Consider the following 25,234-nt stretch of genomic DNA (forward strand, 5'->3'; position numbering starts at 1 on the left):
GACAGGGCCTACGACGAGGCGTCGGCCCCCGCCGTCAGGGGGGCCGACGCCTCGTCGTGGCGCAGCAGCACGAGCCGGGCGAGTTCCGGTGCGGGGCCCAGTACCCCCGCCACCACTTCGGCGCCCCCGTCGTGGGCCGCCCGGAAGATTCGGTCGGGCAGTATGCCGGGGGCGATGACGTACGGGGCGACGGCCACGCGCCGGGCGCCGCCCGCCCGCAGGGCCCGTACCGCTTCGACCACGCCCGGCACACCGGCCGGACGGCAGGACGGGGAAGCGGCCGCGGGGCGCACGGAGCACCAGCCGGTGCGCGCCCACTCCTGCCTGGTACGGGCGATCTGCGCGATCGCCGCCGCGTCGGTGGAGCCCGCGAACGCCAGCACCACGCCCGTGGACGACCGGTCCTCGGGCCGGAGCCCGGCCTGTGCCAGCCGGCGCTCCAGCGCGGCGTGCAGCAGGGGCGAGGGGCCCAGAACGGCGGCCCGGCGCATCCGCAGCGGCAGTGCGCCGACGTCGTCCAGCACGGCGGGCAGGTCGGTCCTGGCGTGGAAGGCCCGGGTGAGCAGCAGGGGCAGGACCACCACCTCCGCCACGCCCTCGGCGGCCAGCCGGTGCAGGGCCTCGCGCACGGTCGGGGTGTCGAAGTCGAGGAAGGCGGTCGTCACCCGGAGCGCGGGCCGGCGCGCGCGGACCAGCCCGGTCAGGGCGTGCACCGTCGCCGCGTGTCGCGGGTCGCGGCTGCCGTGGGCGACGACGAGCAGGGCGCGGCCGACCCTGGCGGGCCGGCCGGCGGTCGCTGCGGACGACGGTCTCACGGTGCCGACGCCATGGTGGCGACCGGAGGTGCCGTCGGCCGGGCCGGCTCGTCGCTGAGCAGCATGGGGTCGTGGGTGAGGATGGCTTGTTCGTACTGGCGCAGGACCGGCGACGGCTCGATGCCCAGGGACTCGACCAGGTCGTGCCGGCACTGCCGGTAGACGTTGAGCGCGTCCAGCTGGCGTCCGGACCGGTACAGGGCGCGCATCAGCAGCAGGCAGAATTGTTCCTGCAGCGGGTTGCGGGCGTGGAGCTCCATGAGTTCCGGCAGGATGCGTTCGTGTCCGCCGACGCGCAGTTCGAGCTCGTAGAGCAGGGCCTGGGCGAAGTTGCGTGCCTCCAGATAGCGCGCGGAGGCCGCCTGGCAGAGCGGGCCTCCGGTGAGGCCGCCGAACACGGGTCCCTGCCACAGCGAGAGCGCCGCGCGCAGGTTGGCGATGTCGTGGGTGATGTCCTGGGTGACGTCGGGCCGGCCGGCGCGGCCGTGCCGGGCGTGGATCGCCTCCACGGCGTCGAGGAAGACGTAGGAGTCGAGTTCCGATCGCTCCAGGGTGAAGCCGTAGCCCGACATGCTGGTGACCACTCGGGAGGTCTCCCGCTCGGGTTCGAGCGCGGCGAGTGTACGACGGATTCTGCTGATCTGTGCCTGGAGGGCGTTGTCGACCTTGGCCGGTGGGGTGGTTCCCCAGAGTTCGACGATGAGGGAATCAACGGTGACCAGCGAACCGCCGGTTACCAACAGGGTAGCCAAAAGCGTCTGCTGAATGGCGCCACCAAGTTTTACGGGTTCTTTGCCGGGATCTATTTCTATGCGGCCCAGTAGTGAAAATTTCAACACAAGCCTTCTCTCCCCCGCAAAATGAACGTTCACCAGAGCTGGCTTGAACCCGACCGTGAACACTCGCAACTTGTACGGGTTCCCGCCATTTACAGGATGACCAGAAACGATCGCCGTCGTACGAGAAGGGCCGCACGTCCACGCAACCCTATGTCTCCCCTGGTCAGAGGCCAGGGCGGCAGATCCAGAATCCTGCTATATGGACCGATCGGTCTCAGAAACTACTAGGCCAGATCTCAATATGTCAACGTCGGCACGCCCAGAAAGCGCTGCCCCTGTCGCGGTGACCTAAAACAGTCGACGCCGTCCATGAAATCGGACGGCGAGATTCCCTTTGACCGGCAAATCCGACTCCGTCGCCCACAGGGGCGGGCGACGGAGTCGGGAGAGGGGCCGTACGGCACGGCCGGCGACAATACGGGGGATTATTGGAAGCCGCCACCGTGCCGTACGGCTGACAGGTGGCCGAAGGCCTCAGGCGGCATTCCGGCGGTACTTCGCGGCGCCCGCGAGGGCGACGAGGGTCACGGCCAGCGTGATGGCCGTGACGGTCCACAGGCCCGCCCGGTAGGGCTCCAGCCCGGCGCCGGAGACGGAGGCGAAGACGGTGGCCGTCACGGCGATCACGATGCCGTTGCCCACCTGCGCGCCGGCGTTGAACAGGCCGGAGGCCAGGCCCTGTTCGTCCGCGGACGCGCTGCCGACGGCGGCGATGTTCAGGGCCGGATAGACGGCCGCGAAGCCGAAGCCGCCGAGCAGCTGCTGGGCGAGCAGGGTGACGAGCGGATCGACGTGCCCGATCAGCAGCACCCACCCCAGGTAGCCGACGACCATCATCACCAGGCCGACCGTGGCCACGGGCCAGGCACCATATTTGGTCACGAGCGCGGCGCCGTAGCGAGCCGTGCCGGCCGTCAGCACACCGCCGAGCAGGAAGGCCAGACCGGCCTGCATCGGCGACCAGTCGAGCGTCTGCTGGTAGTACAGCGTCAGCACGAACTGGAAGGAGACGTACGCACCGAAGAAGAGCATGCAGATGTTGGCCCGCACGAGCTGTCCGCGCCGGAAGATGGACAGCGGCACCAGGGGCGCCGAGTGCCGGCTCTCGACCAGGACGAACAGCGGCAGCAGCACGGCGGCCGCCAGCAGCGAGGCGAGCGTCAGGCCGTCGCCCCAGCCCTCACTGGAGGCACGGCTGAGCCCGTAGACGAGCGCGATGGCCCCCGCGGTGACCGTGACCGCGCCGAGAACGTCCACGTTGCCGCGCTCGGTCCGGCGCCGGCCGGCGGGTACGACGTAGGCCGCCAGCAGCGCGACGAGCACACCGGCGAGCGCCGGCAGGAACAGGATCAGGCGCCAGGAGGCGCTGGCCAGGACACCGCCGAGCAGCAGGCCCAGCGAGTACCCCGCCGAGGCGACGGCGAGGAAGGTGCCCAGGGCCCGGTTGCGTGCCCGCTCGTCACGGAAGGCGTCGAGGAGGATGGCCATCGCGGCGGGCGCCGTGATGCCGGCGCTGATGCCCTTCACCAGCCGGGCCGCGACCAGCAGCAGACCGTCGTCGGCGATGCCGCCCAGGCAGCTGGCGACCACGAACACCAGCAGCCAGCCGATGAGCAGCTTCTTGCGGTCGAGTAAGTCGGCCAGCCGTCCGCCGAGCAGCAGGAAACCGCCGAAGCCCAGCGCGTACGCGGACACCACCCACTGCAGCGCCGCCGGGGACATGTTCAGGTCGTTCTCGATGAGCGGGAGCGCCGGGCCCATGCTCGCGATGTCCATCGCGTCGAGGAACTGGACCGCGCACACGACCAGGAGCAGCAGAGGCAGGCTCCGGACCGCGGGGGCGCCGACGTCCGCCGGTGCGGCCGAGGCCGCGGGCGGGGAGGTGGAGGACGCCTCAGTCATGATCAGACTCCGATCGGAGGGCGACGAGGTCGCAAACAAGATCACGGACCAATCGGTCCGGGACCGATCGGTCCATTTCTAGCGTCCACAACTGGCGCTGTCAAACGTATGCTTGTGACCACGGGGGTAGCTCGGAGGGAGTACTACATGGCACGCACGCCTGCGCCCGGCACCCGTCGACGAATCCTCAACGTCGCTTCCCGGCTCTTCAGCGAGAACGGTGTGCGCGCGGTCGGCATGCAGCAGGTGATCGAGGAGACGGGAGTGGGCAAGAGCCTGCTCTACCGCGAGTTCCCGAGCAAGGACGAACTGGTCGCCGCCTGGATCCGACAGAGCGACGAGGAGTGGTGGGCCCAGGCCCGCAAGGTCACGCAGCCCCACGAGGGGGACCCGGTCGGTCAGATCCTGGCGCTGATGCGGTTCTTCTACGACAGCGTCGATCAGCCGGACTTCCGCGGCTGCATCTACTACAACACCTCGAGCGAGTTCCGCGACCCCACCCACCCCGGCCGCCGCGAGGCCCGGCAGCACCTTCAGAAGCTGCGCGACTGGCTGCGCGACCTCGCGGTGAGCGCCGGTGCGGACGACCCCGACGCCATGGCCGACGCCCTGATGCTGCTGATCGGCGGGATGCTCGCCAACGGCGAGGTGCTGGGGCCCGCCGGCCCCGCCCGCATGGCCATCGCGACAGCGGAGACCATCGTCCGCCAGTACTGCCCCGGCGCGGTCGGCTCGGCCGCCGCCTGACATGACGCAACGGCCTCGCGGCGGGAGCGCGCCGCGAGGCCGATGCGTGGTCGCCGGCCGGGAGCCGAACGGTCAGCGAGCGATACGTTCCGGGCGCGCCGGGCGGACCGCCACCCCGTGCTCCTCGTAGCCGTCGTTGTAGACGAAGGACGTGGGCAGCCGGTCGTGGAACTGGTAGTCGAACCGGATCAGGCCACTCTCGTCCAGCACCAGGACGTCCTGCCCCGCCATCTCCATCTCACCGGTCGCGGCCACGACCATCACCCAGTTCATACGGACCACGTCGTGGTGCCCGGTCGCGTTGTTCCCCGACCGGAACTCATAGCCCATCGGCCCGTAGATCTCGTGCGTGTACGCCATCTGCGCGGCGATCGCCTCCCGGCCGCGGACGGGGTCGCGCCGGTAGAAGACGTACGTGGCGTCGGGGGCGTACAGCGCCGCCACGCCGGCGCGGCGCCGTTCGGGATCCTTCTCGTTCCACAACGTCACGTAACGGTCGGCGAGTTCATTCGGTCCAGGCAGCATGATCTGTCTCCCGGGTCGGTGGGCGGTCCACCGCGTACCGCCGCAGCAGCTGGACGAGGTCGGCGGTGACGGCGGCGACCTGCGTACGGATGAAGAAGTGGCCCTCCGGGAAGACCCGGCAGCCCAGGTAGCGGTCCGTGCGCCGGCCCCACGACGCCATCGCCGCGGGGTCCAGCAACGGATCGGCGCGCCCGGCGTAGGCCACGACCGGGCAGTCGACGACGGCGCCGTCGTCCACGTGGTCCCGGCACACCGCGCTGTCCGCGGCCATCGCGCGCGCCGCCGCGGCCAGCATCTCCGCGTCCTCGCCGACCCGTTCGGGCAGCCCGCCGAGGTCGCGCATCGCGGCCACCGCGGCCGCGTCCCCGGCCCCGCCCGCGCCCCCCGGTCCGTCCGCCGGCAGCCCCCGGAACCCCTCCGGGGCCCAGCCGGAGACGGCGAGCAGCGCGGGCGGACGACCGCGGGACCGCAGGGCGACGGCGGTGCGATAGGCGAGCAGTGCCCCCATCGAGTGGCCGAACAACGCGTAGGGCCGCTCGTCCCACTGGGCCGCCAGGACGTCGGCGACGGCGTCGACGAGCGGCGTCAACCGGGTGAACGGCTTCTCGCCCCGCCGTTCCTGACGGCCCGGCAGTTGTACGGCGTGGGCGCCGACGTCGCTGGGCAGCAGGCCCGTCCAGTCCCGGTAGGCGGTGACGCTGCCACCGCTGTGATGGAAGAGGAACAGCCGGACCGCCGCGTCCGGTTCCGGGTCCGGCGGGTGCAGCCAGCGCTCGGGAGCGGTCGGCCGGGTGGCGTCGGGCACCGTGTTCACCTCCCGGCCGGCTGCTCCGCGCCGGCCGTGTGGCGTTCCCGGAGTACCCGGCGCAGCACCTTTCCGGTCGGGTTGCGGGGCAGGGCGTCGACGATCTCGTACCCCGTGGGGATCTTGAAGTTCGCGACGCGTCCGTTCATGAAGCGCAGGAAGTCCCGGGGCTTGGCGTCCGCGTCCGGGCGCAGTACGACGGCGGCGCGCACGGCCTCGCCCCAGTGGGTGTCCGGGACGCCGTAGACCGCCACGTCCTCGACCGCCGGGTGCTGCCGCAGCGCGTTCTCCACCTCGGTCGGGTAGATGTTCTGACCGGCCACGATGATGGTGTCGTTGACGCGGTCGACGAGGAAGAGGTAGCCGTCCTCGTCGAGACAGCCCATGTCTCCCATGGCGAGCCAGTCGCCGCGCACCGCCTCGGTCGTGGCCTGGGGCAGCCGCCAGTACTCGAGGAACCGTGCGGGACTCTTGATCCGCACCCGGCCGACACGGCCGGCGGGGAGCACGTTCCCCTCGTCGTCGACGATCTGGATGTCGTTGCCCGGGCAGATCCGGCCGGCCGAGCCCAGCACCTGACTGTCGGGCCGGTGGTCGGCCGGGGCCAGGCAGGTGACGAAACTGCCCGCCTCCGCCGAGGAGTAGCCCTGGGCCAGTTCACAGTCCAGGACGTCGATGCAGGTCAGCAGCAGGTCGCGGTCGATGGGTGAGCCGCTGTAGACCACTTTGCGCAAGGAGCGGAAGGTGTCCCGCGTGGTGCCCCGCTCGGTCAGCATCATGCGCAGCATCGCCGGGGCGGCCCACACGGTGGTGATCCGCAGCCGTTCGATGAGCCGCGTCGCCTCGTCGGCGATGAACTTGCGCATGATCACCGTGGTGGCGCCCACGTTGAAGGAGTGCATGAACCAGCCGAACCCGGCGGTGTGCAGGGCGGGGAAGCAGCACAGCCCGCGGTCGTCGGGCCGCCAGTCGATCCAGTCCACGCCCGCCGCCGTCATGTCGGCGATGAAGGTGAAGAAGGTGCGCTGGGCCAGCACCACTCCCTTGGGAAGACCGGTCGTGCCGCTCGTGTAGAGCTGGGCGACGGCGTCGTCGAAGCCGGTGACCGGCGGCAGGTCGGTGTCCGGGAAGGGTTCCTTCCAGGCGAGCAGGCCGCCGGCCACGTGCTCGTCGGTGTCGGTCACGACCACGTGCCGCAGCCGCGGCAGCGAGGGGCGCAGCCGCTCCACCACGTCCTGGAACTCCCGCTCCACGAAGAGCACTTCCGCCTGCGCGTCGGCCAGGATGTGCTCCACCTCGGGTGCGGTCAGCCGCCAGTTGATCGGGACGAGCACGGTGCCGCTCTTGGCGCAGCCGAGGGCGATGTCGAAGTAGTGCTCCGACTCCTGACCGAGGTAGCCGATCCGGGCACCGGGGCCCAGGCCGGTGCCGAGCAGGGCGTGGGCGGTGCGGTTGCTGTGCCGGTGCAGTTCGCCGTAGGTGAGGGTGCGTCCCTCGCAGACGACGGCGGGGTGATCGGGGCGCCGGCCGGCGTGCAGAGCCGACCGCGCGGCGAGTGTCCTGTCGTTCCGGTTCTCCATGATGCCCCTCGACCTGGTCGTGGTGGTGTGCGGTGCGTGCGCTCTGATGCGTCGGGCTGCCTAGGTACCGGTGGTGGCGGAGTGGTTCTCGGTCAGCCGGTGGCTCAGTGCCTCGGCCAGGTCCTCGACCGTGGGGTGGTCGAACACCGCGGTCGAGGCGAGCGGCACGCGCAGGTGGGCCTGGAGCCGGTCCTTGAGGTCGATCGCGCGCAACGAGTCGACGCCGAGCTCCAGGAACGTGGCGCGGGCGTCGACCGTGTCCGGGTCGTCGATCGCCAGCAGCTCCGCGACCGTGCCGCGGACCACGTCGACCAGCCCTGTCAGGAGCTTGTCGGACGAGGCCGCGAGCAGGGACTCCCGGCCCGGCAGCCCTCGTCGTACCGGTTTTGCGGCGGCCGGCCCGGCTGCGGTACCGACGGTGCCGGTGGCCGGGCGGGAGGTCAGACGGGTCAGCGTCATGCCGGTGAGCTCGGCCACCGGCACGTCGCCCGCCAGCAGCAGCGCGTCGAGCCTGAGTGCCGGGGCGGCACCGTCCCCGGCGGTCCGGGTGACCCGCAGCACGGAGCGCAGTTCCTCGGCGCGGGGGCGGCGCAGCAGCCGCAGTGCGTCGATGCCGGTCGCGACGTACTGGTGACCGTCGTCGGCCAGGACGGCCAGGCCGTGTGTGACGGCGTCCAGCAGCGGCGGCGGCAGGTGCTCGGCCCAGGAGACGTCGCCGCCGTGGAGTGTGCCGACGGCGAGGTCGTCACCGTGGCGGGCCACCGAGCGGACGCGGCTGAACTGGGGCCCGTAGCGCAGCCCGGCCCGGGCGTAGGCCGCGCTCACCCCGGCTTGGTCGAGGACACGGTCCGCGGCCGCGTCGAACAACGGGAGCGCGCGGTCCAGCAGGTGCCGCCCCTCCGGAGACGGGCCGGTCGCCTCGTCGTCGGCCGCGGAGAGGTGGGCCGTCGCGTGCAGCCGCTCTCCGCCGGGTTCCCCTTCGGCGGGTCGGCTGCCGATCTCCACGCGCAGCCGACCGCCGGGCGCGGGCTCGACCCTGGTGGTCAGCGGCACCGGCCGGTCGCCGAGGAACAGCGCCTCGTGGAAGCGCAGGTCCAGAACGGCGCGGTCCGTGCTGCCGAACAGGGCGTCCTGGCAGGCGAGCAGTGTCTCGACGTAGGCCGTCGCGGGCAGGAAGACGCGGCCGTCGAGGGTGTGGTCGGCGAGGTAGGCGGGGCGGCCGGCGCTGATACGGGCGGTGAACACCGCGGGGGTGCCGGTACCCGGCGCGGCGGTGAGTGCGGCGGCCTCGCCCGTCCGGCGGCCCAGCAGCGGGTGCCCTCCCACGTCCGCCGTGCGGTCGCGGCGGGCGGGCAGCCGGTACGGACGCCGGTCGAAGGCGTACGCGGGCAACGGGATCCGCCGCCCCTCCCTCCCCCGGTACACCGCGGCCCAGTCGATGCCCAGCCCCGCCTCGTACGCCGCCGCCAGCGCCTGACGGATCGACAGGCCCCGGCCGTCCGAGGGACGCAGCGAGGTGAGCCAGCGGTGGCGCGACGGGTCCACGTTCTGCCGGGCGAGTCCGGTCAGCGCGGTCGAAGGGCCCACCTCCACAAAGACGTGGCGGCCGCGCTCGTCGACGGCCGCGACGCCCTCGTCGAACCGGACCGCCTCGTTGAGGTGGCGCACCCAGTACTCGGGCGTGGCCATCTCCCCGGGCCCGGCGACCCGGCCGGTCACATTGGAGATCACCGTGAACTCGGGCTCGTGGAAGCGGACGTCGCCGAGTGCTTCGCGCAGTCCGGCGGAGATCTCGGCCATCAGTGGTGAGTGGAACGGCGCCGAGACGCGCAGCGCGGTGACGGTCCCCGCGGTCTCGCGCAGCTTGACGACCGCCTCCGCGAGCGAGTCGGCGGCTCCCGAGACCACGCACTGCCGAGGGGAGTTCGCGGCGGCGACCGCCAGATCCGGCCACGGTTCGAGGAGCGCGCGGACCTCGTCCGCCGACGCGGAGACCGCGGCCATGCCGCCGGGCCGGGAGACCGTCTCGATCAGCCGGGCCCGGGCCGCCACGAAGGCCACCCCGTCGGGCAGCTCGAACAGGCCGGCGACCGTCGCCGCGACGATCTCGCCGACGCTGTGCCCCAGCAGGGCGGCGGGCCGCACGCCCCACGACAGCCACAGCCGGGCGAGTGCGTACTCCAGCGTGAACAGCGCGGCGTGCGTGTACAGCGTCGAGGCGAAGCGTTCCTCGGTGTCCGGCGCCTGCCCGAACATCACCTCCGTCACCGAGCGGCCGAGGATCTTCGCGAAGAGGGCGTCGCAGGCGTCGACGTGTTCGCGGAAGACGGGGAACGTTTCGTAGAGCTCCCGCCCCATGCCCGCGTACTGGGAGCCGGATCCGGTGAAGAGGAACGCCGTCTTGCGGTAGGCGTCGGCCGTGACGCGGGCCCCGCCGCCGGTCCCGGTCGGCTCGGCGGCCAGCTTCGTCAGGAAGGCCGTCAGCTCGTCGCGGTCGTGCACGACGGCCGCGGCCCGGTGCCGGAAGTGGGTGCGTCCGACGGCCCGTGTGTAGCACAGGTCCGCGAGCCGGACGTCCGGGTGCTCCTTCAGGAACCGCAGATGCCGCTCGGCCTGCAGACGCAATGCGGGACGGCTCTTGGCGGAGAGGGTGAAGACGTGTCCGAAGTCCTCGGCAGGAGCGGCCGCGGCCGGAACGGGAACCAGGGCCCGACCACCGGAACGCTCGGCTCCGCCCTGGGCGGCGTCCCGGCTCTGGGCGGCGTCCCGGCTCTGGGCGGCCTTCCGGCTCTGGGTAGCGTCCGGACCCCGGGCAGCGTCCGGACCCCGGGCAGCGTCCCGATCCAAGGCAGCGTCCCGGCCTCGGGCAGCGTCCCCACCCCGGACGGCATCCCCACCCCCGGCAGTAACCCGGCCCCGGACAGCATCCCCACCCCGAGCAGCAACCCCACCCCGGACGGCAACCCCACCCCCGGCAGTAACCCGGCCCCGGACAGCATCCCCACCCCGAGCAGCAACCCCACCCCGGACGGCGTCCCCGGACTCGGCCTCTGCCCTGCCCGTGTTCATCACCCACGCGCCGGCCGTCTCGGCGGGTGGGGCCTCTTCGAGGACGGCGACGCCGATGGCGCCGGCGACGCCGAAGCCGTTGACGGTGGCGCGGCGCACGGGAGCGTCCCACGGACCGGCGTGCGTGGGCACGGTCACGGGATAGGCGTCCCACGGGATGCGCCCGGAGGGCGTGTCCCACACGTGCGGGTAGAACGTTCCCGCCCGCAACTGGGCGATGACCTTGACGACCGCGCCCAGGCCGGCGGCCGGCTCCATGTGCCCGACGTTGGCCTTGAGCGAGCCCACGGTCAGCGGCGCCTCCTTGCTGTGCGCGGCGCCGAACACCCCGTTGATCGAGCCCATCTCGATCGGGTCGCCCAGGGGGGTCCCGGTGCCGTGGGCCTCGACGTACTGGATGTCGCCGGGCTCCAGGCGGGCGTTGGCCAGCGCGGCACGCATGACCGCCTCCTGCGCGGTGCCGTTGGGCGCGCTCAGCCCGGCGCTCTCCCCGTCCTGCCCGATCGCCGTCCCGCGGACGAGGGCGAGGACGGTGTCGCCGTCCATCAACGCGTCCGAGAGCCGCTTGAGGACCAGCGCACCGCAGCCCTCGGCCCGGGCGTAGCCGTCACCCGCCTCGTCGAACGTCTTGCAGTGGCCGTCCGGAGCGAGCATCTGCGCATGGGACAGGATCACGAACGAGCGCGGATTGTGCAGGGCGTTGACGGCCGCGCACAGAGCGATCGAGCACTCGCGGCGACGCAGCCCCTCGACGGCCAGGTGCAGGGCGGTCAGCGAGGACGCGCAGGCGGTGTCCGTGGTGAGGCTGGGCCCGCGCCAGCCCAGGAAGTAGGACAGGCGCCCGGACATCGAGTAGCCGCCGAGGCCGGTGGCGAGCGCGCCGTCGAGCTGCTCGTCCCCCAGGGACTCCAGCTCCAGCGCGAAGTCGAGCGGCGAGGCCCCGACGTAGACCCCGCCGTCGCCGTGCCGCAGGCCCGCCGGATCGATGGCGGCGTGTTCCAGCGCCTCCCACACGGTCTCCAGCAGCAGGCGCTGCTGCGGATCTATGTACGGCACCTGGCTGGGCGGAATATTGAAGAACTGCGGGTCGAACTCGTCGATTCCGTCCAGGAATCCGCCGGCCTGCGCCGTGATCTCGCTCTCGGGTACGTCGGACAGCCAACGGGAGCGCGGCAGGGGCCCTATGCCGGAACGCCCTTCGCGGAGAAAGCCGTCGAATTCCTCCAGGGTCCGGCCGCCGCCCGGAAACCGCAGCCCGACGCCCACGACGGCAATGGGTTCATGTTTTTCCAGGAGGAACTGCCCGATGGTCCGCTGCTGCTGACGGATGGTTTCCTCGGCTGCCTCCAGCCTGTGCCGTACTGCGGCGAGATCCGTTTCCGGCATGCGGCCGCCTCCTTCTCGGGTGAGAGTTTGCGTCACGGCTGTGGCGTGGCGGCGTCCGCGTCGAACAGCTCAGCCAGCACGTCCGTGGCCAGGTGGTCCACCAGTTGCTCGACGGTCGGCCGGTTGAACATCGCGGTACTGCTGATGGCCCGGCCGAGGAGAGTTTCGAGCCGTTGTTTCACATCGGTGAGCGCCAGGGACGTGAGGCCGAGTTCGAAGAAGCTGTCCTCCAGGGGCAGTTCTTCGTCCTCCGTCATGAGCAGGGCCACTTTGAACTCCGCCGCCACCACGGATTCGAGTTCTGTTCGGCGTTCCGCCCTGGCCAGTGATCTCAGTCTTTCGGCAACAGGCGTCATCTTGGTCACCTTTCTGCCAGACGGATTCGAGTACAACACGCCCGGCTTGCCCGTGACTGACGAGGTGCTGACCGGCGGCGCGGCCTGCCCTTTCGCCCGACGCGATCACACGGATTCCCGTTGTCAGTTCGATGTCAGGCGGGCGATGCGATGCTCGGTCGCGGATTACGGGAAATGCACAGGGAAGACACCCCGTCCGGTTGGAGGACGCCACCGTGCCGATCGACACCAGGGAAGAACTGCGGACCCTCGGCTACTCGCTGTTGCCGGCCGACCGGTTTCCGATCGATCCGGAATTCCGCCGTTTCGAGGAGCGACTGGCGGGCGAGTGGGACCGGCTGGAAGTCGACAAGTACCTGAAGAACGGATCACGGTTCCGCGAGCGCCGCTACGACCGGTTCCGCTACGACCCCCGCACCGGTGAGATCCGGCTGCGGCCGCACCGGCCCTACTTCCAGTCGGGCCACGTCAACGACTACGCGGGCGGCATCGAGCGCGACGTGGCCCCGCTGAGCCACGACACCCTCGACAACCCCCTGCTGACGGCGCTGCTGCGCGCCGACTTCGCCCAGTTCCCGGTGCCCGAGGAGTGGCTGGACGACCCCTGGGACGTGCAGTGCCACCAGTTCCGCATCATCAGCACCGAGGACGAGCTGGGCGAGCCCACACCGGAGGGCCCGCACCGCGACGAGGTCGACTTCGGCGCCATCCACCTGATGAACCGCGTCAACGCCGCGGGCGGCGAGTCACAGGTCTACAGCGAGTCCAAGGAGCTGATCACCGAGTTCTGCCTGTCCGAGCGCATGGACACGATGTTCTGGGCGGACCAGAAGGTCCTGCACGCCGTACGTCCCATCACGGCCGTGCGGCCCGGCACCCGCGCCGTACGGGATGTCCTGATCCTGGGTTACAAGCGCTCACCCGGACTGCCGATCGAGGTGTAGGCGGACAGCGGAGGGCCCTCAGCGGGCGGTCCGCGCGTGGACGTACTCGACGAGGCGGGTCAGCGCGTCCGGGTCGGTGGACGGCATGACGCCGTGGCCGAGGTTGAAGACATGGCCCTCCAGGCCCGCCGCCGCGTCCAGGACCTCGCGGGTCTTGGCCTCGACGGCCTCCTGCGGGGCGAACAGGACCGTCGGGTCGAGGTTGCCCTGCAGCGCCTTGCCGGGGCCGACGCGGCGGGCGGCCTCGTCCAGCGGGACGCGCCAGTCGACGCCGACGACGTCCGCGCCGGCCTCGCCCATCAGGCCGAGCAGTTCGCCGGTGCCGACACCGAAGTGGATGCGCGGGACGCCGTACGCCTCGACCGCGCGGAACACCTTCGACGAGGCGGGCAGGACGGAGCGCCGGTAGTCGGCGGGAGCGAGGGCGCCGGCCCAGGAGTCGAAGAGCTGGACGGCACTGGCGCCCGCCTCGATCTGCACCTTGAGGAAGGCGGCGGTGATGTCCGCGAGACGGTCCAGGAGGTCGGCCCACAGCTCGGGGTCGCCGTACATCATCGCCTTGGCGTTCTCGTACGTGCGGGACGGGCCGCCTTCGACGAGGTAGCTCGCGAGGGTGAACGGGGCGCCCGCGAAGCCGATGAGCGGCGTCTCGCCCAGCTCGGCGGTCAGCAGGCCGATCGCCTCCGTGACGTAGGAGACGTCCTCGGGGGTCAGGTCGCGCAGCTGTGCCAGGTCCGCGCGGGTGCGGATCGGGCGCTCGACGACCGGGCCCACACCGGGCTTGATGTCGAGGTCGACGCCGATGGCCTTGAGGGGCACGACGATGTCGCTGAAGTAGATCGCCGCGTCCACGTTGTGCCGGCGCACGGGCTGCAGGGTGATCTCGGTGACCAGCTCGGGCCGCATGCACGACTCCAGCATCGGGATGCCCTCGCGCACCTTGCGGTACTCGGGCAGGGAGCGCCCGGCCTGCCGCATGAACCACACCGGCGTGTGCGGCACGGGCTCGCGCCTGCACGCCTTGAGGAAGGCGGAGTCGTACGTCGCTGTCGGCTGCTGGCCCGTGGGGCTTCCGTTGGCACTCACGGGGAAAGTTTCGCACGGCGCCCGGAGGGGCATGGCGGCGCCTCGGATACGACAGTCCCGGGCGGCCCGGTACCGCCGGGCGGGGTGTCTACCCTGCGCCCGGCGTCCATTCCGCTTAATCTTCCCCGCATGGCTGCGGCTCAGGGACGACTGTCGGACGGCGCTGGCGGAATGGACGACCCGAAGGAGGGGGACCTGCATGCGGGCGACACGGCTCCGCTGCCCTTCCGGGCCGCCGTCGAGGCGCTGCGCTCCGCACGGCTGCGGCCGCAGATCGAGGTCGAGCCCACGCGCGCGCCCCAGCGGCTGGCCCCGCACGCGTACGCGCTGGAGGCCACCGTCGTCGACGGCGACCAGGAACTCGCGGACGGCCGGCTGGTGCTGCTGCACGACCCCGCCGGGCACGACGCCTGGCGCGGCACCTTCCGCCTGGTGACGCTGGTACGGGCGGAGCTGGAGGCGGAGATGGCCGCCGACCCTCTGCTGCCCGAGGTGTGCTGGAGCTGGCTGACCGGCGCGCTGCAGGCCCGCGGTCTGACGTACGGCGAGGCGAGCGGCACCGTCACGCGCGCGAGCTCGCACTACTTCGGCGGGCTGTCCGCGCGTCCCGCCGCCTCGCAGATCGAGATCCGGGCCTCCTGGACGCCCCGCGAGGGCCTGGGCGGTGTCCCGGACACCGCGGCCCACCTCGCCTCCTGGTGCGACCTGCTCGCCCAGGTGGCGGGCCTGCCGCCGGCGGGCCCGGGCGACGCGTCCGTGGTGACCCTGCCGCAGCGGCGCGGCCCGCAGTCCCGCTGATACGAGCCGCGCCGTGCCGCGTGTTTCCGCCGCTCCCGCGCCGCGTCCCTTGCCTCCTGCTGCCTGAACCCCGGCCGATCAAACTCTCATGCACCCATTCGGGCTGATCTCTTTGTCGATACGGCCACTTTCGACCGGACAACGAATCGAATCGAAACCGTTCGATCTTCGCATGATCGATCGCGTGTCCGAATTGCTCGGATTGTTACTCACCAGATCGTGATCATTCTCTAAAGGCGGACCGGTTTGGTGCCGAAGACGACTGTGACCTTGAAAGCACGGTTCGTCCCGGCTTCACCCCCCACGAGCCGACCCGTCCCGCACCCAGGAGGCCTGGTGTCCGTTCTCCTAGAGCAGCCCGCAAGCCTGGTCGCCTACCGCCCGAACAAGCCGACCGCGATGGTGGTCGTGGCCGATCCCCGCGTCCGCTCCACCGTCACCCGCCACCTGTGGGCGCTCGGTGTGCGCGATGTCATCGAGGCCTCGTCCATCGCCGAGGCTCGTCCCCGCATCGGCAACCCCCGCGACATCTGCGTCGCCGACGTCCACCTGCCCGACGGCTCCGGTCTGACGCTCCTGTCGGAGACCCGCGCCGCGGGCTGGCCCAACGGGCTCGCCCTGTCCGCCGCCGACGACATCGGCGCCGTGCGCAACGCCCTCGCGGGCGGCGTGAAGGGCTACGTCGTCACCGGCACCCGCACCAACGTCGGGCTCCCCACCCGGCCCGGTGCCGCCCCCATCGGCGCTGCCGCCGCCCGTCTGCACCGCCGCCCCCCGGGTGCCCCGAGTCACCCGGGTGGCTACCGCGAGCTGTCCGGCCGCGAGGTCGAGGTGCTGCGCCTGGTCGCCGAAGGCCAGTCGAACAAGGCGATCGGCGTCTCGATGGGCCTGTCCGCCCTCACCGTCAAGAGCCACCTCGCCCGCATCGCCCGCAAGCTCGGCACGGGCGACCGCGCCGGGATGGTCGCCGTGGCCCTGCGCACCGGCATCATCCACTGACCACCGCACACCACGCTCCCCCGCATTCCCCCACTCCCCCGCACTTCCCCACTCCCCCGCACTCCCCCACTCCCCCCTTGTCGCTTCCCCTCCTCCCCGAGCCGCCCTTCCGCCGCATCACCTCGGCATTCACTGACGTGAACGGGATCGAGCCGCCGATGCCCACCCGCGTCCGCCCTCGGTCGTGACCGAGATCCCACTGGACTGACTTGTTTACGACCCCCGCGCGCCCGCCGACGGAACGTTCCGTCGGCGGGCGCCGTCCATACACAGATACCCTTGACAGGTGACCGACGCCCAAGAAACCGCAGCAGACAGTTCACTGCGAATCACCGGGGGCGCTCCTCCGGAAGACGGCGGATCTTCTGTTACGGAGGCGCCGATCCCTTTGCTGGAGCCGCGTGAGGGCATTCCGCCCGTGATCGCGGACGAGGCCGCCCTCGCCGAGGTGATCGCCGCCTTCGCCGCCGGCTCCGGCCCCGTCGCCGTCGACGCCGAGCGCGCCTCCGGCTACCGCTACGGACAGCGCGCCTACCTCGTCCAGCTACGCCGCCAGGGCGCGGGCAGCGCGCTGATCGACCCCGTGGCCTGCCCCGACCTGTCGGCGCTCGGGGAGGCGCTGTCCGGTGTGGAGTGGGTACTGCACGCCGCCACCCAGGATCTGCCGTGCCTGCGGGAGATAGGCATGGTGCCGACGCGGCTGTTCGACACCGAGCTGGCCGGGCGCCTCTCCGGCTTCCCGCGGGTCGGCCTCGGCGCCATGGTCGAGAACGTGCTCGGCTTCGTCCTGGAGAAGGGCCACTCCGCCGTCGACTGGTCGACGCGCCCGCTCCCCGAGCCCTGGCTGCGGTACGCGGCCCTCGACGTCGAGCTGCTCGTCGACCTGCGCGACGCGCTGGAGAAGGAGCTGGACCGGCAGGGCAAGCTGGAGTGGGCCCTGCAGGAGTTCGACGCGATCGTGGCGGCGCCGCCGCCGGAGCCCCGCAAGGACCCGTGGCGCCGTACGTCCGGCATGCACAAGGTGCGCCGGCGGCGGCAGCTCGCCGTGGTGCGCGAGCTGTGGCAGACCCGGGACCGGATCGCGCAGCGCAGAGACATCTCGCCGGGCAAGGTGCTGTCGGACGCGGCCATCGTCGAGGCCGCGCTCGCGTTGCCGGGCACGGTGCACGCGCTGTCCGCGCTGAACGGGTTCGGGCATCGGATGGGGCGGCGGCAGCTGGAGCAGTGGCAGGCCGCGGTGGACCGCGCCAGGGCGCTGTCGGAGTCGCAGCTGCCGCAGCCGGGGCAACCGGTCGCGGGGCCTCCGCCGCCGCGGGCGTGGGCCGACAAGGATCCGGCGGCGGCCGCCCGGCTGTCGGCGGCTCGCGCCGGTGTGTCCGCGCTGGCCGAGGAGCTGGGGCTGCCGCAGGAGAATCTGATCGCGCCGGACACGGTGCGGCGGGTCTGCTGGGAGCCGCCGTCTGCCGACGTGGGCGCCGTTGCCGAGGTGCTGCGTGGGTACGGGGCTCGGGAGTGGCAGGTCGAATTGGTGACGCCGGTTTTGGTGACTGCGCTTTCCGCCAAAGCGCCGTAGGGGTTCTCGTCGTGGGGTGGGTGCGGGTCGTGGGGGTTCTCGCGCAGTTCCCCGCGCCCCTGGAGGTAGCTCACCAGGAACGCGATCTTCAGGAGTCGTGGAGTAGACCGGTCCAGGGAGAGAGCGCATGCTTCAGGCCACATTGCTCGCCGACGGATGGATCCTGCGGCACGAGGGGGACGCCTTCCCGGCCGAGGTCCCCGGCTGTGTGCACACCGATCTGCTGGCGGCTGGGGTGATCCCGGATCCGTTCCTCGGTCGGGACGAGGCCGAGGTGGCGTGGGTCGGGCGGCGGGAGTGGACCTACGAGCGAGGGCTGGACGCGGGCTCCGCGCAGGAACAGACCGACCTCGTCTTCGAGGGGCTCGACACCGCCGCCGAGATCCTGCTCGACGGTCAACTCCTCGGCCGGGTGCGGAACATGCACCGCTCGTACCGCTTCGACGTCACCGGCCTCCAGGGGCGGCTCACCGTCCGTTTCGCCTCCGCCTACACCGAGGCCGAGGCCGTGCGCGGGCGGCTGGGTGAGCGGCCGGGTGCCTATGCCGAGCCCTACCAGTACCTCCGCAAGATGGCCTGCTCCTTCGGGTGGGACTGGGGGCCGACCCTGGTGACGGCCGGGATCTGGCGGCCGGTGCGGCTGGAGCACTGGTCGACGGCCCGGATCTCCCGGGTGCGTCCGCTGGTGACGGTCGAGGAGGGCACGGGGCAGGTCGAGCTGCACGTCGAGGTGGAGCGGACGCGGGTCGAGGCGGAGCTCGTCCTGGAGGCTCAGGTGGGTGGGGCGCGGGCGCGCGCGGCGGTCGACGGATCGCAGGGGGTCGTACGGCTGGAAGTGGCGGATCCCGAGCTCTGGTGGCCGCGAGGGTACGGCGAACATGCGCTGTACGACGTCGAGTTGTCGCTGTTGCACGGGGGCCAGGCCCTTGATGTCTGGCGGCGGCGTATCGGGTTTCGGAAGGTCGAGCTGGACACGTCGGCGGACGCGTACGGAACCGGTTTCACGCTTGTCGTCAACGGCGAGCGGCTCTTCGCGCGCGGGGTGAACTGGATTCCGGACGACGTGTTTCCCTCACGGATCACGCGGGAGCGGTATTGGGAACGGTTGCGGCAGGCCGCCGACGCCGGAGTGGACCTCGTGCGGGTCTGGGGCGGGGGGATCTACGAGAGCGAGGACTTCTACACCGCCTGCGACGAGCTCGGGCTGCTGGTGTGGCAGGACTTCCCGTTCGCGTGCGCGGCCTATCCGGAGGAGCAGCCGCTGCGGGGCGAGGTGGAGGCCGAGGCCCGGGAGAACGTCGTACGGCTGATGCCGCATCCCTCGCTGGTGCTGTGGAACGGCAACAACGAGAACCTGTGGGGGTTCCGGGACTGGGGCTGGGAGCGGCCGCTCGCCGGGGAGTCGTGGGGCGAGGGGTACTACCTGGGGCTGCTGCCGCGGGTGGTGGCCGAGCTCGATCCGACGCGGCCGTATGCGGCGGGCAGTCCGTGGTCGGGGTCCTGGCGGCACCACCCGAACGATCCGGCGCACGGGACCCATCACTCCTGGGAGGTGTGGAACCGCGCCGACTACGCCGACTACCGGCTCCATGTGCCCCGGTTCGTCGCGGAGTTCGGCTGGCAGGCGCCACCCGCGTACGCCACGCTGCGGCGGGCGCTGCCCGGTGAGGAGCTCGCCGCCGACTCCCCCGGGATGCTGCACCACCAGAAGGCGGGGGACGGAAACGGCAAGCTGCGCCGGGGGCTGGAGCGACACTTCGCCTTCCCCGAGGGGGACTTCGACCGGTGGCACTACCTCACGCAGGTCAACCAGGCGCGGGCCGTCGCCGCCGGGATCGAGCACTGGCGGTCGCACTGGCCGGTGTGCGCGGGCACGGTCGTGTGGCAGCTGAACGACTGCTGGCCGGTGACGTCCTGGGCCGCGATCGACGGTGACGGGCGGGAGAAACCGCTGTATCACGAGCTGCGGCGACTGTACGCGGACCGGTTGCTGACCGTGCGGGAGCGGGACGGTGGGCTGGCGGTGGCGGTGGTGAACCAGGCGGCGCGGGGCTGGGCCGGTGAGATGACGCTGCGCCGGATGTCGGTGGACGGCGAGGGGCTCGTCGGGGCCACCGTGCGGTTCGCGGCCGGGGCGCGGGAGGTGGCCCTGGTACGGGTGCCGAGGGAGCTGGAGCCGGCCGGGGCGAAGGAGTTCCTGGTGGCGGACGCTCAAGGGGTACGGGCGCTGCGGTTTCCGGCGCCGGACCGGGAGATTCCCTACCCGCGGCCGGAGTTCGACGTCGAGCTCGTGCCGGGCGGGATCGCGGTGACGGCCCACACCCTCGTACGGGATCTGCTGTTGCAGGCCGACCGGCTGGATCCGGACGCGCGGGCCGATCGCGGGTTGGTGACGCTGCTGCCCGGTGAGCGGGTGACCATCGGCGTCAGTGGCTGGCCGGCTCCGGACGCGGCGGCCGCCCGGGCCGCCCTGTACTGCGTGGAGCCCACGCGATGACCGCGCCCCGCGTCACCATCAAGGACGTCGCCGCGCGCGCCGGTGTGTCCAAGGGAGCGGTGTCTCTGGCCTTCAACCACAAGCCGGGGCTGTCGGAGGCGACCCGGGAGCGGATCTTCCGGGCGGCGCGGGAGCTGGGCTGGGCGCCGAATCCGACCGCGCGGTCGCCGGCGGGGGCGCGGGTGGACGTGGTGGGGCCGGCGGTCTGCCGGCCGGCGCGGATGCTGGGCCTGGAGCCGTTCTACATGGAGTTCGTCTCGGGAGTGGAGAGCGTGCTGACCGAGCACTCCTGTTCGCTGCTGCTGCGGCTGGTGCGCAACCTCCAGGAGGAGGCCGGGCTGCTGGATTCCTGGTGGAAGGGGCGGCAGATCGGTGGGTCGATCCTGGTGGACTTCCAGGCCGACGACCCCCGGGTGGCGGTGGCGGAGCGGCTGGGGCTGCCGGTGGTGGCCGTCGGGCATCCGTCGCTGACCGCGGGCCTGACCTCCGTGTGGGCCGACGACGCCACCGCCGTCACGGAGGGGGTGCGCTATCTGGCCGCGCTCGGGCACCGGCGGATCGCCCGGGTCGGCGGCGCGGCGGGTCTCGGGCACACGGCGATTCGCGCGGCCGCGTTCGACGAGGTGGCGGGAATGGTGGGGCTGGCCGGGGCGTGGCAGGTGGCGACCGACTTCTCGGGGGAGGCGGGGGCCCGGGCCACGCGGTCGCTGCTTGTGGCGGCACTCCGGTGCCGGCACCGAGAGGGTCCACGGCGGCGCCGTGTCGGTGAGTGCCGTTTGTGGCTGCGGGTCGTGGTGGGTTGCTCGCGCACGCGCGGCGGAGCCGCATATCGATACAGCCCCGCGCCCCTTGGGGCGCTCACCGCAGCGCCGGATTCGATGTGACCTTCGCCGCTCGACCGACCGGGACTGTGCAGCTACGTTACTCATAAGTAGCATGAGTATGAGCAAGCGCTCAGCGTCCCGCACCCTGGAGGAGAGCCATCGTGCCTCGTACCGTCAGGGACGTCGTCTTCGTCGACGGCGTCCGCACCCCGTTCGGCAAGGCGGGTCCGAAGGGCATCTACCACGAGACCCGCGCCGACGACCTTGTCGTGAAGGCGATCCGGGAGCTGCTGCGCCGCAACCCCGGTCTCGACCCCAAGAAGATCGACGAGGTCGCCATCGCCGCGACCACGCAGATCGGTGACCAGGGCCTGACCATCGGCCGTACCGCCGGCATCCTCGCGGGCCTGCCGCAGTCGGTGCCCGGCTACTCCATCGACCGGATGTGCGCCGGCGCGCTGACCGCCGTGACCACCACGGCCGGTTCGATCGCCTTCGGTGCGTACGACGCCGTCATCGCCGGTGGTGTCGAGCACATGGGCCGCCACCCGATGGGCGAGGGCGTGGACCCGAACCCGCGGTTCGTGAGCGAGAAGCTGGTCGACGAGTCGGCGCTGTTCATGGGCATGACCGCCGAGAACCTGCACGACCGCTACCCGCACATCACCAAGCTGCGCGCCGACGAGTACGCGGTGCGCTCCCAGGAGAAGGCCGCCAAGGCGTACGCCAACGGCAAGATCCAGCAGGACCTGGTGCCGATCTCCGTGCGCCGCACCAACCCCGAGGGCGGCGAGACCGGCTGGGGTCTCGTGACCGCGGACGAGCCGATGCGGCCGGGGACCACCCTGGAGAACCTGTCCGGGCTGAAGACCCCGTTCCGCGTGCACGGCCGGGTCACCGCCGGTAACGCGGCCGGTCTGAACGACGGCGCCACCGCCTCGATCATCGCCTCCGAGGACTTCGCGCGCGAGCACGGCCTGCCGGTCAAGATGCGCCTGGTCTCCTACGCCTTCGCGGGCGTCGAGCCGGAGGTCATGGGCTACGGCCCGATCCCGGCCACCGAGAAGGCCCTCGCCAAGGCGGGCCTGTCCATCGAGGACATCAACCTCTTCGAGATCAACGAGGCCTTCGCCGTCCAGGTCCTGGCCTTCCTCGACCACTACGGCATCGCGGACGACGACGAGCGCGTCAACCAGTACGGCGGCGCCATCGCCTTCGGCCACCCGCTGGCCTCCTCCGGCGTCCGCCTGATGACGCAGCTGGCCCGCCAGTTCGAGGAGCAGCCGCACGTCCGCTACGGCCTGACCACCATGTGCGTCGGCTTCGGCATGGGCGCGACGGTCATCTGGGAGAACCCGCACTTCGAGGGGGACAAGTGAGCACCACCGCCGAGCTTCTGAAGCAGGCCTCGGACCTGTTCCCGGACGAGGTCGTCACGCAGGCGCACGTACGCCACTTCGACCTCCCCCAGGGTGCCGGGCGCTTCGCCCTGATCACCCTGGACAACGGCCTGGACCACACCAAGCCGACCACCTTCGGCCCGCAGTCGCTGGCGAACCTCAACGCCGCCGTCGACCAGGTCGAGAAGGAGGCGGCGGACGGCGACATCGTCGGCGTCGGCATCACCGGCAAGCCGTTCATCTTCGCCGTCGGCGCCGACCTCAAGGGCGTCGAGCTGCTCAAGGAGTGGGACCACGCCTACGCCATCGGCAAGGGCGGCCACGACGTCTTCAAGCGCCTCGCGGGCCTCGCGGTGCCGACGTTCGCGTACTACAACGGCGCCGCGATGGGCGGCGGCGTCGAGGTCGGTCTGCACTGCACGTACCGCACGGTGTCCGCGGCCATCCCCGCCTTCTCGCTCCCCGAGGTCTTCCTCGGCCTGGTGCCCGGCTGGGGCGGCTGCACCCTGCTGCCGAACCTGATCGGCCCCGAGAAGGCCGTCTCGGTGATCATCGAGAACAGCCTCAACCAGAACAAGCAGCTCAAGGGCAAGCAGGTCCACGAGCTCGGCATCGCCGACGCGATCTTCGAGGGCGCCGACTTCCTGGAGCAGTCGCTCATCTGGACGGCGTCCGTCCTCAAGGGCGAGATTCAGATCGACCGCCCGGTGATCGACCGCGGCGAGGCCTGGGACCAGGCCGTCGCCAAGGGCCGTTTCATCGCCGACGGCAAGGTGCACGGCGCCGCCCCGGCCGCCTACCGCGCCCTGGACATCATCGCCGCCGCCAAGAACGGCGACCTCCAGCAGGGCTACGACGCCGAGGACAAGGCGCTCGCCGACCTGATCATGGGTGGCGAACTGCGCGCCGGCATCTACGCGTTCAACCTGGTGCAGAAGCGCGGCAAGCGCCCGGCGGGCGCCCCGGACAAGAACCTGGCGCGTCCGGTCACCAAGGTCGGCGTCGTCGGCGCCGGTCTGATGGCCTCCCAGCTCGCGCTGCTGTTCCTGCGCCGCCTGGAGGTGCCGGTCGTGCTGACCGACATCGACCAGGAGCGCGTCGACAAGGGTGTGGGCTACGTCCATGCCGAGATCGACAAGCTGCTCGGCAAGGGCCGCATCAACCAGGACAAGGCCAACCGCCTCAAGGCGCTGGTGACCGGTGTCCTGGACAAGGCCGAGGGCTTCGCGGACGCGGACTTCATCATCGAGGCCGTGTTCGAGGAGATGGGCGTCAAGCAGCAGGTGTTCGCGGAGGTCGAGGCGGTCGCCCCGGCGCACGCGATCCTCGCCACCAACACCTCCTCGCTGTCGGTGTCGGAGATGGCCTCGAAGCTTAAGAACCCCGAGCGGGTCGTGGGCTTCCACTTCTTCAACCCGGTCGCGGTGCTGCCGCTTCTGGAGATCGTCCGCGGCGAGAAGACCGACGACGCCTCGCTGGCCACGGCGTTCGCCGTCGCCAAGAAGCTGAAGAAGACCGCGGTGCTCACCAAGGACGCCCCGGCGTTCGTCGTGAACCGCATCCTGACCCGCTTCATGGGCGAGATCCAGAACGTCATCGACGAGGGCACGCCGGTGGACGTGGCGGAGAAGGCGGTCGAGCCGCTGGGTCTGCCGATGTCGCCGCTGGTGCTGCTGGAGCTGGTCGGCCCGGCGATCGGCCTGCACGTCTCCGAGACGCTCAATAAGGCGTTCCCGGACCGCTTCACGGTCTCCCCGAACCTGAAGGCGGTCGTCGAGGCGGGCAAGCGCGGCTTCTACGTCTACGACAGCGGCAAGCCCGAGCTGGACCCGGAGGTCGCCGCGCTGCTGAAGCAGGGAGACACCGTCCTCACCGAGGAGCAGGTGCGGGCGCGGGTGCTGGACGCGGTGGCGCAGGAGATCGGGCTCATGCTCGACGAGGGCGTCGTCGCCGAGGCGCAGGACATCGACCTGTGCCTGATCACCGGCGCCGGCTGGCCCTTCCACCTGGGCGGCATCACGCCGTACCTGGACCGCGAGGGCGTCTCCGAGCGGGTGAACGGGAAGCGGTTCCTGGAGGCAGGGGTCGCGAGCGTCCCGGCGTAACCGCCTGACGCGCGAGAGGGCCTCCGCCGGGTCGGCGGAGGCCCTCTGTCATGCGTCGGTCTGTGCCGCGGCATCCAGCCTGGCCTTCAGCTCGGCGTTCTCCGCCTCCAGGACGGCGATGCGCTTGCGGGCGAAGTACAGCTCCATGACGGCGTCGTGGAACTCGGCGACGAGTTCTTCCGGGGTCAGTTGCATCTCAACGCCCTTTACGCCGGTGCGACCTGGGTGACGGTGCCGTTGCCGCCCTTCCAGTACAGGGCGCCGTTCTGGGCGTAGAGGGAACCGCCGCCGGCCGAGGCGGGCGCGTTGGTCGGGGCCGAGGCGACGTCCGCGAGGCGTACCGCGCCCTCGGCGAGCAGGGCGGACGGGGCGCCGGCCGACTGGACCACGTGCAGCTGGGACTGCGGCGTGGCGCCACGGGCGATGCCGATGCCGGTCCGGCCGGTGCCCTTGACCACGAAGTCGTCCAGGCCGTCGTTGTTCCGCAGGACCAGCAGGGCACCCTTGGTCGGGCCGTCGGTCGCGGTCAGGTAGATGCCCTGCGCGGCGGTACCGCTGACCTTGAGGTCGATCGACAGGGCGGAGGCGTTCGCGTCGGAGCCGTCGGCGTACCCGTTGTGGGAGATCTTCAGCGTCCCCCGGCCGGTCTCCTTGCCGCTGAGGTACATGGCCGAGGTGTCCGGGTTGGCGGAGGTCACGTTGAGTGCCACCGCCTCCCCCGACGTCGCCTTCTGGTTGATGGCGACGGTGTGGGCCGTCGTCGAGGTGCTGAGGAAGTTGGCCGGCGCCGTGTAGTCCGTGTACTCGCCGACGGCCACCGCTTCCGTACCGCTGACGGCGACGGTCACCGCACCCGCCGTGAAGCCCCCCAGGAACAATCTGCGTGCCAGTGGCATGCGCCCTCCCCTGTCGGTATCGAATGTACGTCCGATCCGGACGTACAGGGATGATCATCGCTCACCGGACGGCCGCAGGCCACCCCCT

At 71.5% G+C, this 25,234-nt stretch carries 20 protein-coding genes; 9 read left to right on the forward strand and 11 right to left on the reverse strand.

Annotation, left to right across the window (positions count from 1 at the left end; genetic code table 11):
- Window positions 1–8 precede the first annotated feature (8 nt).
- The 3 genes from I2W78_RS07880 to I2W78_RS07890 form a co-directional block, all read right to left on the reverse strand.
- Window positions 9–815, reverse strand: a complete 807-nt coding sequence (locus tag I2W78_RS07880; RefSeq protein ID WP_307783630.1) for a sirohydrochlorin chelatase — start codon at window positions 813–815, stop codon at window positions 9–11.
- Entirely contained in the window at window positions 812–1,567 is a 756-nt protein-coding gene (locus I2W78_RS07885; RefSeq protein WP_230885370.1) for an AfsR/SARP family transcriptional regulator, read from the reverse strand. Before I2W78_RS07885 ends, I2W78_RS07880 begins: the two co-directional genes overlap by 4 nt.
- Before the next feature lie 561 nt (window positions 1,568–2,128).
- The gene (locus I2W78_RS07890; protein ID WP_196458174.1) at window positions 2,129–3,556 is read right to left on the reverse strand and encodes an MFS transporter; all 1,428 of its coding nucleotides are present in this window, start codon (window positions 3,554–3,556) and stop codon (window positions 2,129–2,131) included.
- 147 nt (window positions 3,557–3,703) lie between these two features.
- Between I2W78_RS07890 and I2W78_RS07895 the strand changes: the two genes are divergently transcribed.
- The gene (locus tag I2W78_RS07895) at window positions 3,704–4,303 is read left to right on the forward strand and encodes a TetR/AcrR family transcriptional regulator (RefSeq protein WP_196458176.1); all 600 of its coding nucleotides are present in this window, start codon (window positions 3,704–3,706) and stop codon (window positions 4,301–4,303) included.
- Window positions 4,304–4,375: 72 nt separating this feature from the next.
- Here I2W78_RS07895 and I2W78_RS07900 read toward each other — a convergent pair whose 3' ends face one another.
- Genes I2W78_RS07900 through I2W78_RS07925 form a run of 5 tightly spaced genes read right to left on the reverse strand, consistent with a single transcriptional unit; the run spans window position 4,376 to window position 12,024 of the window.
- Window positions 4,376–4,828: a YybH family protein gene (locus I2W78_RS07900; protein ID WP_196458178.1), complete on the reverse strand. Its 453-nt coding sequence runs from the start codon at window positions 4,826–4,828 to the stop codon at window positions 4,376–4,378.
- Window positions 4,809–5,633: a thioesterase II family protein gene (locus tag I2W78_RS07905; protein WP_196458180.1), complete on the reverse strand. Its 825-nt coding sequence runs from the start codon at window positions 5,631–5,633 to the stop codon at window positions 4,809–4,811. Before I2W78_RS07905 ends, I2W78_RS07900 begins: the two co-directional genes overlap by 20 nt.
- Window positions 5,634–5,638: 5 nt before the next feature.
- On the reverse strand, window positions 5,639–7,213 hold the full coding sequence (locus tag I2W78_RS07910) for a long-chain-fatty-acid--CoA ligase (RefSeq protein WP_196458182.1): 1,575 nt from the start codon (window positions 7,211–7,213) through the stop codon (window positions 5,639–5,641).
- 60 nt (window positions 7,214–7,273) lie between these two features.
- Window positions 7,274–11,668: a type I polyketide synthase gene (locus I2W78_RS40320; RefSeq protein WP_230885371.1), complete on the reverse strand. Its 4,395-nt coding sequence runs from the start codon at window positions 11,666–11,668 to the stop codon at window positions 7,274–7,276.
- 32 nt (window positions 11,669–11,700) lie between these two features.
- Window positions 11,701–12,024, reverse strand: coding sequence for an acyl carrier protein (locus tag I2W78_RS07925; protein WP_196464468.1), 324 nt, complete (start codon window positions 12,022–12,024; stop codon window positions 11,701–11,703).
- Window positions 12,025–12,239: 215 nt separating this feature from the next.
- Here I2W78_RS07925 and I2W78_RS07930 point away from each other — a divergent pair, with 215 nt between their 5' ends.
- The gene (locus I2W78_RS07930; protein WP_307783631.1) at window positions 12,240–12,968 is read left to right on the forward strand and encodes a 2OG-Fe dioxygenase family protein; all 729 of its coding nucleotides are present in this window, start codon (window positions 12,240–12,242) and stop codon (window positions 12,966–12,968) included.
- Between the two features lie 18 nt (window positions 12,969–12,986).
- Here I2W78_RS07930 and hemE read toward each other — a convergent pair whose 3' ends face one another.
- The gene (gene hemE, locus I2W78_RS07935) at window positions 12,987–14,054 is read right to left on the reverse strand and encodes a uroporphyrinogen decarboxylase (protein WP_196458186.1); all 1,068 of its coding nucleotides are present in this window, start codon (window positions 14,052–14,054) and stop codon (window positions 12,987–12,989) included.
- 129 nt (window positions 14,055–14,183) lie between these two features.
- Between hemE and I2W78_RS07940 the strand changes: the two genes are divergently transcribed.
- From I2W78_RS07940 to I2W78_RS07970, 7 genes are all read left to right on the forward strand, one after another.
- Complete coding sequence (locus I2W78_RS07940) at window positions 14,184–14,852, forward strand: DUF3000 domain-containing protein (RefSeq protein ID WP_196458188.1); 669 nt, start codon at window positions 14,184–14,186, stop codon at window positions 14,850–14,852.
- 336 nt (window positions 14,853–15,188) lie between these two features.
- Window positions 15,189–15,851 carry a response regulator transcription factor gene (locus I2W78_RS07945; RefSeq protein ID WP_003993737.1) on the forward strand — a complete coding sequence of 221 codons (663 nt, stop codon included), beginning with the start codon at window positions 15,189–15,191 and terminating at the stop codon, window positions 15,849–15,851.
- A 286-nt stretch (window positions 15,852–16,137) separates the two neighbouring features.
- Complete coding sequence (locus I2W78_RS07950) at window positions 16,138–17,424, forward strand: ribonuclease D (RefSeq protein ID WP_196458190.1); 1,287 nt, start codon at window positions 16,138–16,140, stop codon at window positions 17,422–17,424.
- Window positions 17,425–17,551: 127 nt separating this feature from the next.
- Window positions 17,552–19,921: a glycoside hydrolase family 2 protein gene (locus I2W78_RS07955; RefSeq protein ID WP_196458192.1), complete on the forward strand. Its 2,370-nt coding sequence runs from the start codon at window positions 17,552–17,554 to the stop codon at window positions 19,919–19,921.
- Window positions 19,918–20,805, forward strand: a complete 888-nt coding sequence (locus tag I2W78_RS07960) for a LacI family DNA-binding transcriptional regulator (protein ID WP_196458194.1) — start codon at window positions 19,918–19,920, stop codon at window positions 20,803–20,805. The genes I2W78_RS07955 and I2W78_RS07960 overlap by 4 nt, the downstream gene beginning before the upstream one ends.
- Before the next feature lie 101 nt (window positions 20,806–20,906).
- Window positions 20,907–22,124 (forward strand): thiolase family protein, encoded by a 1,218-nt coding sequence (locus tag I2W78_RS07965; RefSeq protein ID WP_196458196.1) that lies wholly within the window; start codon window positions 20,907–20,909, stop codon window positions 22,122–22,124.
- Complete coding sequence (locus I2W78_RS07970; protein WP_196458198.1) at window positions 22,121–24,250, forward strand: 3-hydroxyacyl-CoA dehydrogenase NAD-binding domain-containing protein; 2,130 nt, start codon at window positions 22,121–22,123, stop codon at window positions 24,248–24,250. Before I2W78_RS07965 ends, I2W78_RS07970 begins: the two co-directional genes overlap by 4 nt.
- 48 nt (window positions 24,251–24,298) lie before the next feature.
- Here the strand turns inward: I2W78_RS07970 and I2W78_RS07975 are convergent, their stop codons facing one another.
- Together I2W78_RS07975 and I2W78_RS07980 are read right to left on the reverse strand one after the other, a co-directional pair.
- The gene (locus I2W78_RS07975) at window positions 24,299–24,445 is read right to left on the reverse strand and encodes a hypothetical protein (RefSeq protein WP_196458200.1); all 147 of its coding nucleotides are present in this window, start codon (window positions 24,443–24,445) and stop codon (window positions 24,299–24,301) included.
- Window positions 24,446–24,456: 11 nt separating this feature from the next.
- On the reverse strand, window positions 24,457–25,146 hold the full coding sequence (locus I2W78_RS07980) for a hyaluronoglucosaminidase (protein WP_196458202.1): 690 nt from the start codon (window positions 25,144–25,146) through the stop codon (window positions 24,457–24,459).
- Window positions 25,147–25,234 lie beyond the last annotated feature (88 nt).

Origin of the sequence: Streptomyces spinoverrucosus (assembly GCF_015712165.1) — a bacterium.
GTDB lineage: Bacteria > Actinomycetota > Actinomycetes > Streptomycetales > Streptomycetaceae > Streptomyces > Streptomyces spinoverrucosus_A.

What these genes read in the sequence shown, in the direction of transcription:
- I2W78_RS07900 (WP_196458178.1), bottom strand. Translation starts at nt 4,828, where the DNA reads ATGCTGCCTGGACCGAATGAACTCGCCGACCGTTACGTGACGTTGTGG.
- I2W78_RS07980 (WP_196458202.1), bottom strand. Translation starts at nt 25,146, where the DNA reads ATGCCACTGGCACGCAGATTGTTCCTGGGGGGCTTCACGGCGGGTGCG.
- I2W78_RS07895 (WP_196458176.1), top strand. Translation starts at nt 3,704, where the DNA reads ATGGCACGCACGCCTGCGCCCGGCACCCGTCGACGAATCCTCAACGTC.
- I2W78_RS07890 (WP_196458174.1), bottom strand. Translation starts at nt 3,556, where the DNA reads ATGACTGAGGCGTCCTCCACCTCCCCGCCCGCGGCCTCGGCCGCACCG.
- I2W78_RS40320 (WP_230885371.1), bottom strand. Translation starts at nt 11,668, where the DNA reads ATGCCGGAAACGGATCTCGCCGCAGTACGGCACAGGCTGGAGGCAGCC.
- I2W78_RS07925 (WP_196464468.1), bottom strand. Translation starts at nt 12,024, where the DNA reads ATGACGCCTGTTGCCGAAAGACTGAGATCACTGGCCAGGGCGGAACGC.
- I2W78_RS07955 (WP_196458192.1), top strand. Translation starts at nt 17,552, where the DNA reads ATGCTTCAGGCCACATTGCTCGCCGACGGATGGATCCTGCGGCACGAG.
- I2W78_RS07910 (WP_196458182.1), bottom strand. Translation starts at nt 7,213, where the DNA reads ATGGAGAACCGGAACGACAGGACACTCGCCGCGCGGTCGGCTCTGCAC.
- I2W78_RS07940 (WP_196458188.1), top strand. Translation starts at nt 14,184, where the DNA reads ATGGCTGCGGCTCAGGGACGACTGTCGGACGGCGCTGGCGGAATGGAC.
- I2W78_RS07960 (WP_196458194.1), top strand. Translation starts at nt 19,918, where the DNA reads ATGACCGCGCCCCGCGTCACCATCAAGGACGTCGCCGCGCGCGCCGGT.
- I2W78_RS07975 (WP_196458200.1), bottom strand. Translation starts at nt 24,445, where the DNA reads ATGCAACTGACCCCGGAAGAACTCGTCGCCGAGTTCCACGACGCCGTC.